We start from the raw sequence: 14,807 nt of genomic DNA on the forward strand, positions 1-14,807 counted from the left end.
GGGCGGCACTCCACCGATCGGTGGAGTGCCAGGTCCCGTCCACTGGTCGATGCCGGAAAACCGCTGGTCATAGCAGGCTGATGAGCCACAGCAGATCACCGGAAGGACGGGCATGCCACCAGTCATCGAGGTACGCAACCTCCACAAGCGCTACGCCGACAAGGTCGCCGTGGACGACGTCTCGCTCACCATCCAGGAGGGTGAGATCTTCGGCATCCTCGGCCCGAACGGCGCCGGCAAGACGACGACCGTGGAGTGCGTCGAGGGCCTGCGCAGGCCGGATCGCGGTGAGATCAGGGTGCTCGGCCTCGACCCCCTCCGCGACCAGGCCGAGCTGACCCGGCGGCTCGGCGTCCAGCTCCAGGCCGGCCACCTCCCCGAGCGGATCCAGGTCGCCGAGGCCCTGGAGCTCTACAGCTCCTTCTACCCCCGGCCCGCCGACTGGCGCGCGCTGCTGGACGACCTGGGCCTGGCCGACAAGGCCAAGACCAGGTACGGCAAGCTGTCCGGCGGCCAGAAACAGCGGCTCTCGATCGCGCTGGCGCTCGTCGGCGGCCCCCGGGTGGCGATCCTCGACGAGCTCACCACCGGCCTCGACCCGCAGGCCCGGCGCGACACCTGGGACCTGATCGAGGGCGTGCGCGCCCGAGGGGTGACGATCGTGCTGGTCACCCACTTCATGGAAGAGGCGGAACGCCTGTGTGACCGGCTCGCGCTGATCGACGCCGGCCGGGTCGTCATGGTGGACACCCCGGCCGGGCTGACCGAGCGGGCGCGCATCGGGCAGCGGATCCGGTTCCGCCCGTCCAGGCCGATGGACGACAGCCTGCTGACGAGCCTGCCCGACGTCTCCGGCGTCACCCGCCAGGGCGACATGGTCATCGTCAGCGGCTCCGACAACGCGCTCAACGCCGTCACCACCGTGCTGGCCCGCAACCAGATCGTGGCGGAACGGCTGCGCGTCGAGCAGGCGAGCCTGGAGGACGCGTTCGTCCAGCTGACCGGCAAACGCCTCGAATCCGGCGCCCGCTAACACATCACCGAGAGGACCTCACAATCATGTCAACTCTGCAAGGTTCCGCGACCTGGCGGCTGGTCAAGGCCGAGAGCACGTTGTGCGTCCGGGACAAGGTCGCGCCCCTCTGGGGCATCGGCTTCCCGCTGATCCTGTTGATCATCCTGGCCAGCGTCCCGGATCTGCGGCAGCTCGTTGAGGGCGGCGGCGGCCTGACGTACTTCGACCTCTATGTTCCTGTCCTGATCCTGTTCAATCTGGCCATCCTGGCCACGGCCTCCCTGCCGGCCACGCTCGCGGGCTACCGGGAGAACGGCGTGCTGCGGCGCATGCGGACCACGCCGGTCGGCCCGGCCCGCGTGCTCGCCGGCCAGCTCGTGGCCAACCTCGCCATCGCGGTCATCGCGATGGTGCTGTTCCTCGCGACGGCCTGGCTCGGCTTCGGCGTCGACCTGCCGCAACACCCTCTGGGTTTCGCCCTCGCCTGGCTGCTCGCGGCGGCGGCGCTGCTCGCGATCGGCCTGCTGATCTCCGCGCTCGCGCCCGGCCGCGCCGCGGCCACGGCGATCGGCACGGTGCTGTTCTTCCCGTTGATCTTCTTCGCCGGGCTCTGGGGCCCGATCTCGCAGATGCCGCCGCTGCTGCGCGAGATCGCCCCCTTCACGCCGCTGGGCGCGGGCATGGGGGCGTTCCAGAACGCGTACCTGGGTGACTTTCCGTCCGTCGTGCAGCTGCTGACGCTGGCCGCGTACGCGGCGGTGTGCGGGTTCGTCGCGGTCCGCTGGTTCCGCTGGGAATAGAATCGCGCGGAGAGAGGGGAGTTTTGAGCAGCAAAGTTTCGCGAGAGCCGCCGTTCCTTCTGGTCAACGTGGTTCCTTACGCGCTGCTGGCGCTCCTCGTCGCGATCCTGCTGATCGTGGAGGACTGGGCGGGCGGCTCCCTGCCCATCGACCTCGGCCTGTGCGCGCTGGCCGCCGCGTGGATCCTCGGCATGTTCACCCTGCGTCCGGGCTGGCGGGACCGGCCGTGGATCATGGGCGTGTTCGTCGCGGGGCTGATCGTGATCACCGCGGTCCTGGTGGCCCGTCACCCCGCCTTCGGGCTCTTCACTCCCGCCGCGTACATCTACTCCTTCACGGTCCTGCGCTGGCCGTGGCGGCTGCTGGGCGTCAGCGCCGCGGCGGTCCTCGCCGGTACGGCGCAGGCGTCCGGCATCCCCAAGACGGACACGCTCGGCGTGGCGATGTACGTGACCATCGTGGCCTTCAACATCGCCCTGATGTGCGGCTGCGCGTGGGTCCTGCGGCTGGCCGAGAAGGAGGAGGAACGGCGTGAGCAGACCCTCGAAGAGCTGAGCCGGACGAACCGGCTGCTGGAGGTGTCGCTCGCCGAGAACGCCGGTCTGCACGCCCAGTTGCTGGCCCAGGCCAGGGAGGCGGGCGTACTCGATGAGCGCCAGCGGATGGCCCGCGAGATCCACGACACCCTCGCGCAGGGACTCACCGGCATCATCGCGCAACTCCAGGCGGCCGAGCAGATGCACGAGGTCCCGGCGCCGTGGCGGCGGCCCTTCGACGCGGTGAAGAACCTGGCGCGGGAGAGCCTCGCCGAGGCGCGGCGCTCGGTCGACGCGCTGCGGCCCGAGCCGCTGCAGACCGCCCGGCTGAGCGACGCGCTCGTCGCCGTCGCCGGCCGGTGGTCGAAGTTGCACGGCCTGCCCGTCCAGGTGACGACGACCGGCACGGCGCGGCCGATGCTGCCGGAGGCCGAGTTCGCGCTGCTGCGCACGGCGCAGGAGGCGCTGGCCAACGTGGCCAAGCACGCGGGCGCGAGCCGGGTCGGGGTGACGCTGTCCTATCTGGAGCAGGAGGTGGCACTGGACGTGCGCGACGACGGCAGAGGCTTCGACCCCGCGATCCTGGAGGCGGGCGGGTTCGGCCTGACGATCATGCGGCAACGGGTGGAGGGACTGTCCGGCAGCCTGCGGGTCGAGTCCGAGCCCGGCGCCGGGGCCGGCATCTCGGCCTGCGTCCCCTGTCCGGCCGGGAGCGGCACATGATCCGGCTGCTGATCGCCGACGACCATCCTGTCGTCAGGGACGGGCTGAGCAGCATGTTCGCCTCCGCGCCCGGATTCGAGGTGCTGGGCGCCGCCGCGGACGGGGCCGCTGCCGTACGGCTGGCCCAGGAGCTCCGGCCCGACGTGATCCTGATGGACCTGCGCATGCCGGTCATGGACGGGCTGGCCGCGATCATCGAGCTGTCACGGCTGGGCGTCACCGCGCACGTGCTGGTCCTGACGACCTACGACTCCGACACCGACGTGCTGCCGGCGATCGAGGCGGGCGCCACCGGCTATCTGCTCAAGGACTCCCCCCGGGAGGAACTGCTGCGCGGTGCGCAGGCCGCGGCCAGGGGCGAGAGCGTGCTGTCCCCGACGGTGGCCGCCCGGCTGATGAACCGCATGCGGCAACCCGCTCCGCAGTTGCTCAGCCCCCGCGAGCTGGAGGTCCTGGAACTGGTGGCGGCGGGCAACACCAACCGCGAGGCGGCCGCCCGGCTGTTCATCACCGAGGCGACCGTCAAGTCCCATCTGCTGAACATCTACACCAAGCTCGGGGTGAACGACCGCGCCGCCGCCGTCACCGAGGCGTTCAACCGCGGCCTGCTCGTCCCGCGAACGCCGTGACCCACGGACGTCTTGATGTCAGGGCCGTGGGCTGTCGTCTCGCTGGTTGGCGGTCAGGCTGGTGATCGTGACGATGACCAGGACCGCGATGATCACGCCGAGTGACAGCAGGGTGGGGATCTCGGGGATGACGGGCCAGATGCCGTGTGCCCAGTGCAGCACCAGTTTGACGCCGATGAACGCCAGGATGACGGCCAGGCCGTGGTTGAGGTGGCGCAGCTTGGCCAGGGCGCCCTGGAGGACGAAGTAGAGCGCCCGCAGGCCGAGCAGGGCGAAGGCGTTGGTGGCGAAGACGAGGAAGGGGTCCTCGGTGACGCCGTAGACGGCCGGCACGGAGTCGACGGCGAAGACGATGTCGGTGACGAAGACGGCCACCATGGCCAGCGCGAGCGGCGTGAGCGCGCGGCGCCCGCCCTCCCGCACCACCAGGCGTGAGCCCCGGTAGTCGTCGGTGACCGGCATGAAGCGCCGCAGCAGCCGGACCGAGCGCATGCGGGAGATGTCGACCTCCTGCTCGTGCCCGGCCAGCGCGTCCTTCATCACCTTGCCCGCCGTGAGGATGAGGATGCCGCCGAACAGCAGGAACGCCCAGGTCCCGCTCTGCAGCACGGCCGCGCCCAGCGCGATGAAGATCGCCCGCAGCACGAGGGCGCCGATGATGCCGTACAGCAGCACCCGCTGGGCGTAGACGGCCGGGACGGCGAAGGCCGACAGCAGCAGCATGAAGACGAACAGGTTGTCCACCGACAGCGACTTCTCCACCACGTATCCGGTGAAGAACTCCACCGAGACCGTGGTGCCGAACGCCTGCCACAGATAGACGCCGAACCCCACCGGCAGGGCGAGGTAGAACAGCGACCAGCCCACGGCCTCACGCATGCGCACCTCGTGCGGGCGCCGCGTCAGGACGAAGTCCACACTCAGCAGTACGGCCAGCGCGGCCACGGTGATCGCCCACAACGCCGGCGTGCCGATCGTCGTCAGGTCAGCGGAAAGTACGGTTGCCAACACAGGCTCCTCGAACGTATACGGCCGTTCGAGGTCTCCTTCACCCGCGTTCACGCAGGTGGCCGCCCGGGGACGTCACATCACGTCCGTATTGACCGGGCCGGCTCTTACGAAGTACTCCCCTCGCCCCGTCAGCCTAGTTGAGGGTCCCGGGTGCCGAAAACCCGGGCGCGAGGCTCTGGAGTTGTCCTGTGTGCACGTGGCTCACCCATTCCCAGCCGGGCTTGGCCGATGGGCCGACGCGCGGGTCGCCGGGATCCCGGCCCTCACGCAGGGCGAGCACGTACGCCCGGTCCAGCTCGATCCGTGCGCGCACCTGGCCTGCCTCGCCGACGGAACCGTGGCCCGGGACGACGACGTCGGCCTCGCCCGCCACGGCCTCCAGCAGCCGCAACGCGGCGAGGTAGTCCTCGATCGGGTCGGCGCCTTCCAGGTCGAGCATCGGAACCAGGACATCGGAGAGCATGTCGCCGGCCACGAGGACCCCGCGTTCTTCGATGAGCAGCGCCGCGTGGCCCGGCGCGTGGGCTTGATGCTCGATGATCCGGACTTTGGGGCCGTCCCAGGGAACCTGTGCGGTTTCGGCAGGTAGGGCGGTGATGAGGCCGTACATGTCCAGCGGGACCTGCCCGGCGATCTCCGTGTCGAGCAGGTGTTCGGCGACCTTGGCCTCGGCGTCCGGCTCCGACAGCTGAGCCCGGACGGTGTCCGCGCAGCGCGCCGTGCCGTAACGGGGCGCATCGCCGAGCCGGGGGTGCCAGAGCAGGTGATCCCAGTCCGCATGGGTGGAAAACCCTGCCACAACGGGCTGGCCCAGCTTGTGAAGGTCGTCCGCGAGGCAGTCGAGCTCGGCGCCGGTCACCCCGGGGTCGATGAGCAGCACACCGGCCCCGCCCCGCACGACGATGGCGTTGCTCTGGACGAACTCGCTCTCGTGGACCAGCACACCCTCTGCGACCTGCGTCAGCATGGGCTCGCCTCCTTTACATCCTGGAGGGCGTAACGGTGCATCGTGACGCCCTGGTTGAACGTTCGCTGCTCGATCAGGTCGAGGTCGATCGGAATGTCGTAGTCGTCGAACAGCGTCCTGCCGAAGCCGAGGATCGCGGGGTGGGTCCAGAGCATCAGCTCGTCGAGCAACCCGGCCCGGAGCAGCTGCGTCGCGAGCGCCGCGCCGCCCACGCTGATGTCGCCGTCGGTCCCGGCCCGCAGGGCGGCGAGCTGCTCGATCGCGTCGTCTCCGCCGATGATCCGGGTGTTGTGACCGGCGCTGCGCCGGGTGCGCGAAACGAGCACCTTGGGCTTGGCCGTCCAGATCTCGCCGTACTCACGCATGAAGTCCGGCAGCGACGCGTCCTCGGGCGACTGCGGCCAGGACTCCTCCATGAGCTCGTAGTAGACCCGGCCGTGGACCATGAGCGCGAGCGCCCGCGTCCGCGCGTTGGCCTCGCGGTGCAGTTCCTCGTCGAGGCGAAGCCACTCGCCGGCCCCGTTGTCTCCGGGAACTTGCTCGATCCGCAGGTCGAGGGAGACGTTCATCGAATAGACGAAGCGGCCCATCGTTCCTCTTCCCCGTAGTGATTGCGTTTTGCAATCACTATAGTGGTGGCGAAATGCCCGTCAAGGAGGAATCGTGGAACCACGGTCCGGGTGTCCGATCAACGCCGCCGTCGAGGTGCTCGGAGATCGCTGGTCGTTGCTCGTGCTGCGCGACGTCATCTTCGGCGACCGCCGCTACTTCCGGGCGCTGCTCACCGGGTCGATCGAGGGCATCGCGTCGAACATCCTCGCCGACCGCCTCGTCCGCCTCCTCGACGCGGGCATCCTCACCCGCGGCACCGCGGTGCGAGGACAGCGCGCCCGCTACAGCCTCACGGAAGCCGGCATCCAGACCCTTCCGATCATCTACGCCCTCGGCGACTGGGGCCTCGACTGGCGCCCCGGCAGCGACGAGCTCCGGATCCGCCAGCAGCTCATGCGCGATGAGGGTCCGGCGTTCCTCGAGGAGCTCATGGACGAACTCCGCGTCCACCACCTCGGCGCCCCGCCGAAACCGCACAACGGCCCAAGCCCCCTGGAGCGCCTCGACGCCGCCTACACCGCGGCCGCCAAGCGAGAACACACCGACTGACAGTGGTCGAGCATCTCCCGGGTCGGGTAAGGGAGGGTTGTGATGGACGCGATGCCCCTTGAGGGCGAGTACGGGCCGAGTCCGGCGCGGTGGGTGCGCGAACAGGTCGAGTTGTACGAGAGCTCGGGCGGCACGGAGGGGACGACGCTCTGGGACACCGGACTGCCCGTCATCATTCTCACCATGCGCGGCGCCAAGACCGGCAAGATCCGCAAGGTCCCGCTGATGCGCGTCGAGCACGAGGGCCGGTACGCGGCCGTGGGCTCGAAGGGCGGCTTCCCGGTTCACCCGGTCTGGTTCCACAACCTCAAGGCGGACCCCTACGTGGAACTCCAGGACGGGCCCGTCCGCCAGGGCATGACGGCCCGGGAGATCACCGGGGACGAGAAGGCCGAGTGGTGGGAGCGCGCGGTCGCCGCGTTTCCGCCGTACGCCGAATACCAGGCGAAGGCCGGGCGGGTGATCCCCGTCTTCGTGCTGGAGGCGGCGACCGAGCGCTGACTACCCGGTCTAGCCGGTGCCGAGCGAGCGGATGCTGGCGAAGCGGTCGAGGGCCTGTTCGAAGGCGGCCGGCGAGACCGTCACGCCGCCGCTGAACGGGAAGTCGAGCTGGTAGACCAGGAACAGCACCATGCCCACGAGCCCGCCGACCACGGCCGCCATCGTGATGTGCACCTTGCGGACCGGGCCGCCGCACACGACCGCCGGCACCACGACGGTGAGCCCGCAGCCGGCCAGGGCGATCCACAGCAGGGGCGGCACGCCGGTGTCGGCCATCTGCGCTCTGGTCCTGCGGGCGTCGAGCACGGCCTGGACGCGGCTCATGGCCTGCCCGTAGCGGGTGGATGCGGCTGAGGTTGTCGGCTCGATGGTCTGGAAGAAGGCGCGCAACTGCTCGACCGAGCGCCAGGCGGCCGGCGACAACGTTCGCTGCTCCGCCATGAGCGGCCATTCCTGGCGGATCACCGTGGTCGTGTACTCGTCGGCCAGGCGCCTCAGCTTCTCGCGCTGCGGCTCGGGCAGGCTGCGGGAGTACCAGTAGACGTCGACCAGGTTGCTGGCCTCGGTGGAGCTGGTCTGGGTGGCCGAGTTTACCTGGTTCCAGGAGGCGACGACCACAAGACCCACGCTGATCGCGAACAGCGTGCCGATGATGCCGCTCACCAGGCCGCTGCCCTCACGGAAGTCCTGCCGGACCTTCTGGGAGATGGCCCGGTCGGCGAGGTAGGCGGCCAAGCCCGCGACGGTGGCCGCGACCAGCGCCACGGCGACGCCCACCAAGGCTACGAACATGAGACCTCTCTTTCTGTAGCTAGCTACATACAGAGAGTATTGGCCGAGGTGGGACTGTCGTGGCTGATCCGGTGGAGCCGCGGTTCCACCGGATCAGCCCGGGACTCAGCGCACCCGGAACGCGCGCTCGACGGTCTGGCTGACCGTGGCGCCCGCGCTGTCGCGCGCCGTGAGCCGCAGGGAGACCGAGTCGCCCGTACGCGGCAGGTTCAGCAGGAGCGCGTGCCAGCTGTCACGGCCGGTAGGCACGACCGCGACCCGGTGCCACGAGGTCCCGTTGGTGGAGACCTCCGCGGTCACCTTGGTGATCGGCTTGGTCGCGCCCTCCATGCGCTCCAGCCGTAGCGGCAGGGTCATCAGGCCGGGGCGGGTGGCGTTGTTCAGGTCGAGCTTGGGCTCGGCCCGCAGGACGAACAGCGGGACCGGGCCCGCGCCCGCCGAGGTGAACGACCACTCGGTGGTGAGCTTGGACGACAGCTCGCTGGCCCTGGGGTCGGCGGTGCCCTCGACGCGGAGCTGGAAGCGCCCCGAGCCGGGCGCGACGGGCAGGTTCACGGTGTAGTTGGGCAACTGGCCGGCCGTCGCGACGACCTTGCCGTCGCGCAGCAGCGTGGTGGTGCCGTCGCCGTAGTCGCTGCTGCCGGTGACGCGGTCGCGCCCGGCCGCGTGCCACATGGGCAGGTTGCCGACCTCGAACTCGGTGTCGGTCCTGGTGACGAGGGTCCGCTCACGCAGGGCCGTACCCACGACCGCCGAGTTCCATCGCTCGTGTTCCTCGCGTCCGGCGCGGAAGGTGCGCGCGTCGGCGTACTCGATCGTCTGGTGAAGCCGTCCGTTCGGCATCGTCTCGAAGGCGCGCTCCCAGGGGATGCCGGGGGTGAAGTACCAGGACTGCGTCACGGGCAGGGCGGTGACGACCTGGCTCCAGCCGGTGTAGCCGTCGCCGAGGGGTCCGCCCGCCATGGGTCCGGCGCCGGGCGCGCCGGTGGCTTCGGCCCGCAGGGTGGCGAGGTCGGCGCGTACCTTGCCCAGCTCGCGGTCACGGGTGCGCAGCTCCCCGGGGACCACGCCGTCCTTGCGCAGCACGAGGTTGTAGACGTACGGGCTGTTGGTGAACGTGCCGTCCGAGCGCAGGGCGGCGAGCTGGGTGAACGTCTCGAAGCGGAACCCGGACGTCTTGGCCGTGGTGGGCGCGACGCGGAAGCGCAGCGGGTCCGGCGGGACGTTGCGCGGCAGGGAGAAGCGGTCGATGGAGAAGCTGGCCGCCCATTCCTGGCCGTCCTGGCGCTTCTGGAAGAAGACGAACTCCTCGCCGGCCGTCTTGGCGTCGGGCCGGTCGGTCTTGACGTCCATCATCTTGGCGGTCCTGGCGTCGAAGACGACCTCGCGGTCGGCCTTCACCTCCAGTCCGGTGATCGGCACGACGCTGAGCTCCGCGCGCCGGTCGGGGAACTGGGTCCGCATGACGGTGTAGGCCAGGTAGCGGCCGGCCGGCACGCGGATCGGGCCCTCGCTGTCGCCGTGGTTGATGCCCATCTGGATGAGCGGCCCGCCGTCCTCGGGCATCAAGGTCATCGGCATGAAGTCCTCGGAGTCGTCGGGGACGGTGCCGAGCTGGTCGATCAGCTTGACGTGCAGGTCGTAGCTCTCCGGCTCCTTGCCGAAGCTGGTCAGCGTCGACAGCGTCACGCCTTCGGCGGTGGCGGTGATCCGCCCGCCGTACGCGGTGGTGGCTGCGGCCTTGGGCGTGGCGGTCACGGTGACCGGGGCGCTGCCGCCCGCCGGGACGGTGACCTGCGCGGCGCTCAGCGTGAACACGCCCTGCGGCGCGGCCTTGCCCGCGAGGTCGGTGGCCTCCAGGGCGAGGTTCAGCGTGACGGGCGCGGTGCCGGCGTTGCGGTAGGTGAGGGTGCGCGCGATGGGCTTGTCCTCGTACGGCCAGCGCAGGTGACCGAAGGCGACGGTGCCGGCGTCGGCCGTGACGCTCTGGCGTACCGCGTTGGCCACGTCGAGACGGCCGGTGCCGTGCTCCCAGACGCTGCCGCCGGTCTTGGCCGTGGTGACCAGGGCGGCCTTGAGCTCGCGCGAGGTCCAGCCGGGGTGCTGCTGGGCGAGGATGGCCGCGGCTCCCGCGACGTGCGGGGTGGCCATCGAGGTTCCGGACATGCGCACGTGCTCGGCGCTGCCCGCCTTGGCCGCGGCGATGGCGACGCCGGGAGCGGTCAGGTCGGGCTTGAGCGCGAAGTCGCCGGCCCGGGGGCCACGGCTGGAGAAGCCGGCGAGCTTGTCGGCGGAGTCGACGGCGCCGACGGTGAGGGCCGCGTCGGCGCTGCCGGGGCTGCCCAGACTGCCCGCCCGCGGGCCTTCGTTGCCCGCCGCGATGACGAAGAGGATGTCGCGCTCGGCGGAGTAGCGCTCGACCGCCTGCTCCAGCGGGTCCAGGCCCGCCTGGTCGGGCGCGCCGAGGCTCATGTTGATGATCTTGGCGCCCTGCTGGGCGGCCCAGTCGATGCCCTCGATGATGTCGGAGGTGTAGCCGCTGCCTCCGTCGTCGAGCACCTTGCCGTTGAGCAGCCGGACTCCCGGCGCGACGCCCTTGCGGGCGGGCGAGCCCGCCACGCCCTGACCGGCGATGGTGGAGGCCACGTGGGTGCCGTGACCGGCGCGGTCCATGGCGTCGGCGCTCTCGCTGAAGTTGGCCGCCGCGTCCACCCGCCCGGCGAGGTCGGGGTGGCGGTCGTCGACGCCGGTGTCCAGGACGGCCACCTTCACGCCCTCGCCGGTGAAACCGGCCTTCCATGCCTCCGGCGCGCCGACCTGCGGCACGCTGCGGTCGAGCGTCGCCTTGACCGGCGCGTCCAGCCACACCTTCTGCACCGACCGGTCCTGGCTGAGCTGAGCCCAGGCGGCGCCGGGCGTGGCGACGGCGTTGATGGAGGCCAGCGGACGTGCGCCGGACAGCGCTGTCATCGGTGCCGCGCCCTGGCGGTACTGCACGATCAGCGGCAGCTGCTTCTCGCCGATACCGTCCTTGATCAGCTGCGGGACCCGGAAGAGGTTGCGGTCGAGAACACCCCTGGCCACGTCGCCCGCGACGTCGAGCGGGATGAGGGTCCAGTCGTCCTTGGTGCCCTCGGTGATGTAGCGGACGTTCGTCCGGCCGGGACCGGCCGTGAAGGTGATCCGGCCGCGGTCCACGCTCACACGGTCGCCGGTGACCAGCGTGACGCTCTTCGCGGCGGCAGTGTCGGGTGGGGGTGTCTCCGCGCTTGCCGACGGGGTCGCGGCCAGTGCCGTCGCGAGGACGGCCGCCGCGAGTAAGGTTCTGCCTACCATGATTGTCTTCCTCTCTTCCTGACGAAGAGAGTCGATCAAGGGTCGGATGCGCCGACAAGTCATCGCGGTGGCGGTTTCGGTCATGTCATAACTGCGCCACGGAGAATCCTTCGCGTCAGCCGCTTCCTCCCACGGGTGTACGGATCGTCTCCGGCGACCTGTGCCGGGGGCGGGTGGAGGACGCGGGCAGCCATACCAGGGCGAGCAGGACTCCGGCGGCTCCCAGGGCGCCGCAGGTGACCAGGACGAGGTCCAGGCCGTGGATGAAGGCGGCGCGTACCGTGTCGGCCGAGGTCGTGGCCAGGCCGGCGAAGACGCTCTCGCGGGCCTGTTCCGGCACGCCTGCGCGGTAGGCGGAGGTCAGGATCGAGCCCAGGATCGCCGCGCCGAAACTGCCGCCCAGGGTGCGGATGGACTGGTTCACCGCGGCCCCGACGCCGACGTTGCCCGGCGACAGCGCGCTGAGCGCCGCGTCCATCGCGGTGGGCAGGACGAAGCCGAGGCCGAGTCCGTATACGGCCGTCCAGGTGGCCGTCATCGCGGTGCCGCTCGTCGTACCGGTGGTGGCTCCGTAGAACAGGCCTACTGCCAGGAGCGTGAGGCCCAGGGCGGCGGCGAGTTTGGGGCCGATCGTCCGGCTCAGCCTGCTCGCCGTCAGCATGCCGGCGAGCATCCCGGCGATGAGCGGCAGGAGCCGCAGGCTGCTGCCCATCGCGTCGGTCCCCAGGATCGCCTGGAAGTACTGGGGCAGCGTGAACAGGACGCCGAACATGGTGAAGTTGACCACCGTCGCCACCGCGGTGCCGGCGGTGAAGCGGGCGCTGGTGAACAGCGAGAGGTCCACCAGCGGCTCGGCGGCCCGCCGTTCCCACAGCACGAACAACGCCAGCGCGGCCGCCCCGGACGCGAGCGGCGCGATCACGGCGGCGTCGCCCCAGCCGCGTTCGCCGATCGCGATCAGCCCGTACGTGAGCGCGGTCAGCGCCGCGCACGACAGCACCAGCCCGCCCCAGTCGACCCGCCTGCGGCGCTCGGCCCGCGACTCGGGCAGCCAGGCGGCGACCGCGAGGAACGCCACGACGACCACCGGGATGTTGATCAGGAAGACCGAGCCCCACCAGAAGTGGTTGAGCAGCCAGCCGCCGAGCACCGGGCCGATGGGGAAGGCCAGCATCGAGGCGCCCGCCAGCGTCCCGATCGCCTTGGGCCGCTCCTCGGCGGTGAACATCGCCGGGATCAGCGCCAGCATCGTCGGCATGATCAGCGCCGCGCCGAGCCCGAGTACGGCACGCGCCCCGATGAAGACCCCGGCCGAGGGGGCGTAGGCGGCGGCCAGCGAGCTGATCCCGAAGATGACCAGCGCCGCCAGCAGCGTCTTCTTGCGGCCGTAGCGGTCGCCGAGCACCCCCGCCGGGATCATGCCGGCCGCGAACACCAGCGTGTAGACGGTGACGAACCACTGCAGCTCGGCGTTGCCCGCGCCCAGTTCGGTCGCCATGCTCGGCAGGGCCAGGTTCAGGATCGTCACGTCGAACCCCACGGCCAGCGACGTGAGCACCAGCGCGGCGATCGCCCACCACCTGCGCGGGTTCGGTTCTTGTGGCATCGCCCGGCCTACTTGCCGGAGAAGTTCGTGACGAGCTTGTCGAACTCGCGGTCCGGCAACGTCCTGTTGAGCTCCAGGAGCCGCTCGGCCATCCAGCCCACCGCATAGCGGGTGGCGGGCTTGCCTGCCTCGATGGCCTCCCGGATCGCGATGGCGACGACGCTCGGGTCGGAGCCCTGGCTGTCGGCGCCGAGCTGCGACTCCGCGCGGACGGCCATCGCCTCGGCCATGGCGCCGTAGGCGGTCGCGCCGGAGATCTCGCGCAGGTCCCTCGGCGTGTGGTCCTCGAACTCGGTCTTGATGATGCCGGGCTGGATGATCACGACGTCGATGCCGAACGGCTCGACCTCCATGCGCAGGGTGTCGGAGTAGGCCTCCAGCGCGTGCTTGGTCGCGTAGTACCAGCAGCCTAGCGGCAGCGCAATCTCGCCCCCGATGGAGGAGATGTTGACGATCGTGCCGGAGCCCCGTTCGCGCATGTACGGCAGGGCGAGCTGCGCCAGCCGCGCCGGGGCGAAGACGTTGACCTCGAACTGGTCGCGTGCCTGCTCGATGGAGACGTCCTCGGCCGCGCCGTGCAACACGGTGCCCGCGTTGTTGACCAGCACGTCGATGCGGCCCTGCTCCTCGACGACGGTGCTGATGACCCGTTCCAGGTCTTCCGGCCGGCGCGCGTCCAGCGCCAGCGCGTGCCCGCCGGCCTCGCGGATGTCGTCCATCTTGTGGACGCGGCGGGCGGCGCCGTAGACGACGTGCCCGGCGCGGATGAGTTCGAGGGCGGTGGCCTTGCCGATCCCGGCGGAGGCGCCCGTGACGATGACGACCTTTTCCATGGTGACTCTCCTCTTCTTCCTGCGGAGAAGGCTAGGATTGCGCTTGGACGGAGACAACTCACGAAACTCATTTGCGCAGGTAGACGCCCCTATACTGGTGCAATGAATGTGCAGCTGAGTGCAACAACGGGAAGATAAGTCACATGCCAGGAGACCGGCTGACGGCCGAGGATCGCCGCCGCGTCGCCGAGGGGCTGGCGGCCGGACTGACGTACGCGGAGATCGCCCGCAGGCTGGGCCGTTCCAGATCCACCGTCACCCGCGAGATCGCCAGGAACGGCGGCCCGCACGGTTATCTGGCCGCCCGCGCGCAGCACGCGACGAGCTGGCGCGCCCGGCGGCGCAGGCGCGCTCCCCACACCGGCGTCCCGTCCGCCCACGCCGGTGACACCCCCACGATGCGCGAGTTCGAAGAGCAGTTCGTCGCCATGATGGTCGAGACCGGGATGGCGCCCATGACGGCCAAGGTGTTCGCCGCGCTGTTCACCAGCGAGGGCGGCAGCCTCACCGCCGCTGAGCTGGTCCAGCACCTCCAGGTCAGCCCGGCGACGATCTCCCATGCGATCAGGTGGCTGGAGGGCAGGGAGATGGTCGCCCGCGAGCGCGAGGCGCGCCGGATGCGATACGTCGTGGACGTCGACGTCTGGTATCGCACCTGGGCGGCGAGCGCCCGGTCGATGGCGATGTGGGCGGCCACCACCCGGCACGGCGCCGGGATCTTCGGCACCGACACACCCACGGGCGACCGGCTCCACACCACCAGCCAGTTCTTCGAGCTCCTCGGCCACGACATGGCCCAGGCGGCCGAGCACTGGCGGCAGGCCCTGTCCATGCAACGCCAGCGGTGAAGGTTTGGCACGAAACCTGCGGTAAATGGTTTTCCGGCCACTGTTTCCG

14 protein-coding genes and 1 pseudogene are annotated in these 14,807 nt (G+C 70.4%); 8 read left to right on the top strand and 7 right to left on the bottom strand.

From position 1 onward, the window contains the following. Window positions 1-112 precede the first annotated feature (112 nt). Genes HNR40_RS23355 through HNR40_RS23370 form a run of 4 tightly spaced genes read left to right on the top strand, consistent with a single transcriptional unit; the run spans window position 113 to window position 3,703 of the window. Window positions 113-1,033 (top strand): ABC transporter ATP-binding protein, encoded by a 921-nt coding sequence (locus HNR40_RS23355; protein WP_184964727.1) that lies wholly within the window; start codon window positions 113-115, stop codon window positions 1,031-1,033. Window positions 1,034-1,059: 26 nt separating this feature from the next. Continuing rightward, a complete protein-coding gene (locus tag HNR40_RS23360) occupies window positions 1,060-1,815 on the top strand; it encodes an ABC transporter permease (protein ID WP_184964729.1) in 756 nt (251 codons plus the stop codon). 23 nt (window positions 1,816-1,838) lie between these two features. After that, entirely contained in the window at window positions 1,839-3,074 is a 1,236-nt protein-coding gene (locus HNR40_RS23365; protein WP_184964731.1) for a sensor histidine kinase, read from the top strand. Further along, window positions 3,071-3,703, top strand: coding sequence for a response regulator (locus tag HNR40_RS23370; RefSeq protein ID WP_184964733.1), 633 nt, complete (start codon window positions 3,071-3,073; stop codon window positions 3,701-3,703). Before HNR40_RS23365 ends, HNR40_RS23370 begins: the two co-directional genes overlap by 4 nt. An 18-nt stretch (window positions 3,704-3,721) precedes the next feature. Here the strand turns inward: HNR40_RS23370 and HNR40_RS23375 are convergent, their stop codons facing one another. The 3 genes from HNR40_RS23375 to HNR40_RS23385 all read right to left on the bottom strand — a co-directional run bounded on the left by HNR40_RS23375 (window position 3,722) and on the right by HNR40_RS23385 (window position 6,271). Then, window positions 3,722-4,711, bottom strand: coding sequence for a TerC family protein (locus HNR40_RS23375; protein WP_221340731.1), 990 nt, complete (start codon window positions 4,709-4,711; stop codon window positions 3,722-3,724). 136 nt (window positions 4,712-4,847) lie between these two features. Continuing rightward, window positions 4,848-5,681, bottom strand: coding sequence for an MBL fold metallo-hydrolase (locus tag HNR40_RS23380; RefSeq protein WP_184964737.1), 834 nt, complete (start codon window positions 5,679-5,681; stop codon window positions 4,848-4,850). Continuing rightward, window positions 5,675-6,271 (bottom strand): dihydrofolate reductase family protein, encoded by a 597-nt coding sequence (locus HNR40_RS23385; RefSeq protein ID WP_184964739.1) that lies wholly within the window; start codon window positions 6,269-6,271, stop codon window positions 5,675-5,677. The genes HNR40_RS23380 and HNR40_RS23385 overlap by 7 nt, the downstream gene beginning before the upstream one ends. A 73-nt stretch (window positions 6,272-6,344) precedes the next feature. On the opposite strand from HNR40_RS23385, the gene HNR40_RS23390 reads away from it, so the two are divergent. Both HNR40_RS23390 and HNR40_RS23395 read left to right on the top strand, forming a co-directional pair. Next, on the top strand, window positions 6,345-6,842 hold the full coding sequence (locus HNR40_RS23390) for a winged helix-turn-helix transcriptional regulator (protein ID WP_184964741.1): 498 nt from the start codon (window positions 6,345-6,347) through the stop codon (window positions 6,840-6,842). 51 nt (window positions 6,843-6,893) lie between these two features. Continuing rightward, a complete protein-coding gene (locus HNR40_RS23395) occupies window positions 6,894-7,343 on the top strand; it encodes a nitroreductase family deazaflavin-dependent oxidoreductase (protein ID WP_184965346.1) in 450 nt (149 codons plus the stop codon). 9 nt (window positions 7,344-7,352) lie between these two features. On the opposite strand, the gene HNR40_RS23400 is transcribed toward HNR40_RS23395, so the two are convergent. From HNR40_RS23400 to HNR40_RS23415, 4 genes are all read right to left on the bottom strand, one after another. Then, window positions 7,353-8,135 (bottom strand): bestrophin-like domain, encoded by a 783-nt coding sequence (locus HNR40_RS23400; protein WP_184964743.1) that lies wholly within the window; start codon window positions 8,133-8,135, stop codon window positions 7,353-7,355. Between the two features lie 105 nt (window positions 8,136-8,240). Continuing rightward, window positions 8,241-11,471: a S8 family peptidase gene (locus HNR40_RS23405; protein WP_184964745.1), complete on the bottom strand. Its 3,231-nt coding sequence runs from the start codon at window positions 11,469-11,471 to the stop codon at window positions 8,241-8,243. Window positions 11,472-11,586: 115 nt separating this feature from the next. Further along, a complete protein-coding gene (locus HNR40_RS23410) occupies window positions 11,587-13,077 on the bottom strand; it encodes an MFS transporter (RefSeq protein ID WP_221340732.1) in 1,491 nt (496 codons plus the stop codon). Window positions 13,078-13,085: 8 nt separating this feature from the next. Beyond that, the gene (locus HNR40_RS23415) at window positions 13,086-13,910 is read right to left on the bottom strand and encodes an oxidoreductase (protein ID WP_184964747.1); all 825 of its coding nucleotides are present in this window, start codon (window positions 13,908-13,910) and stop codon (window positions 13,086-13,088) included. Window positions 13,911-14,053: 143 nt separating this feature from the next. Here HNR40_RS23415 and HNR40_RS58170 point away from each other — a divergent pair. Together HNR40_RS58170 and HNR40_RS23420 are read left to right on the top strand one after the other, a co-directional pair. Continuing rightward, window positions 14,054-14,188, top strand: a pseudogene (locus HNR40_RS58170) (helix-turn-helix domain-containing protein); the annotation flags it as partial. A gap of 18 nt (window positions 14,189-14,206) precedes the next feature. Next, window positions 14,207-14,758 carry a GbsR/MarR family transcriptional regulator gene (locus HNR40_RS23420; protein WP_512699314.1) on the top strand — a complete coding sequence of 184 codons (552 nt, stop codon included), beginning with the start codon at window positions 14,207-14,209 and terminating at the stop codon, window positions 14,756-14,758. Window positions 14,759-14,807 lie beyond the last annotated feature (49 nt).

This window comes from Nonomuraea endophytica (assembly GCF_014203235.1).
GTDB lineage: Bacteria > Actinomycetota > Actinomycetes > Streptosporangiales > Streptosporangiaceae > Nonomuraea > Nonomuraea endophytica.

Coding starts and splice junctions, on each gene's coding strand:
- HNR40_RS23400 (WP_184964743.1), bottom strand. CDS start 8,135: ATGTTCGTAGCCTTGGTGGGCGTCGCCGTGGCGCTGGTCGCGGCCACC.
- HNR40_RS23385 (WP_184964739.1), bottom strand. CDS start 6,271: ATGGGCCGCTTCGTCTATTCGATGAACGTCTCCCTCGACCTGCGGATC.
- HNR40_RS23415 (WP_184964747.1), bottom strand. CDS start 13,910: ATGGAAAAGGTCGTCATCGTCACGGGCGCCTCCGCCGGGATCGGCAAG.
- HNR40_RS23410 (WP_221340732.1), bottom strand. CDS start 13,077: ATGCCACAAGAACCGAACCCGCGCAGGTGGTGGGCGATCGCCGCGCTG.
- HNR40_RS23380 (WP_184964737.1), bottom strand. CDS start 5,681: ATGCTGACGCAGGTCGCAGAGGGTGTGCTGGTCCACGAGAGCGAGTTC.
- HNR40_RS23355 (WP_184964727.1), top strand. CDS start 113: ATGCCACCAGTCATCGAGGTACGCAACCTCCACAAGCGCTACGCCGAC.
- HNR40_RS23395 (WP_184965346.1), top strand. CDS start 6,894: ATGCCCCTTGAGGGCGAGTACGGGCCGAGTCCGGCGCGGTGGGTGCGC.
- HNR40_RS23360 (WP_184964729.1), top strand. CDS start 1,060: ATGTCAACTCTGCAAGGTTCCGCGACCTGGCGGCTGGTCAAGGCCGAG.
- HNR40_RS23405 (WP_184964745.1), bottom strand. CDS start 11,471: ATGGTAGGCAGAACCTTACTCGCGGCGGCCGTCCTCGCGACGGCACTG.
- HNR40_RS23370 (WP_184964733.1), top strand. CDS start 3,071: ATGATCCGGCTGCTGATCGCCGACGACCATCCTGTCGTCAGGGACGGG.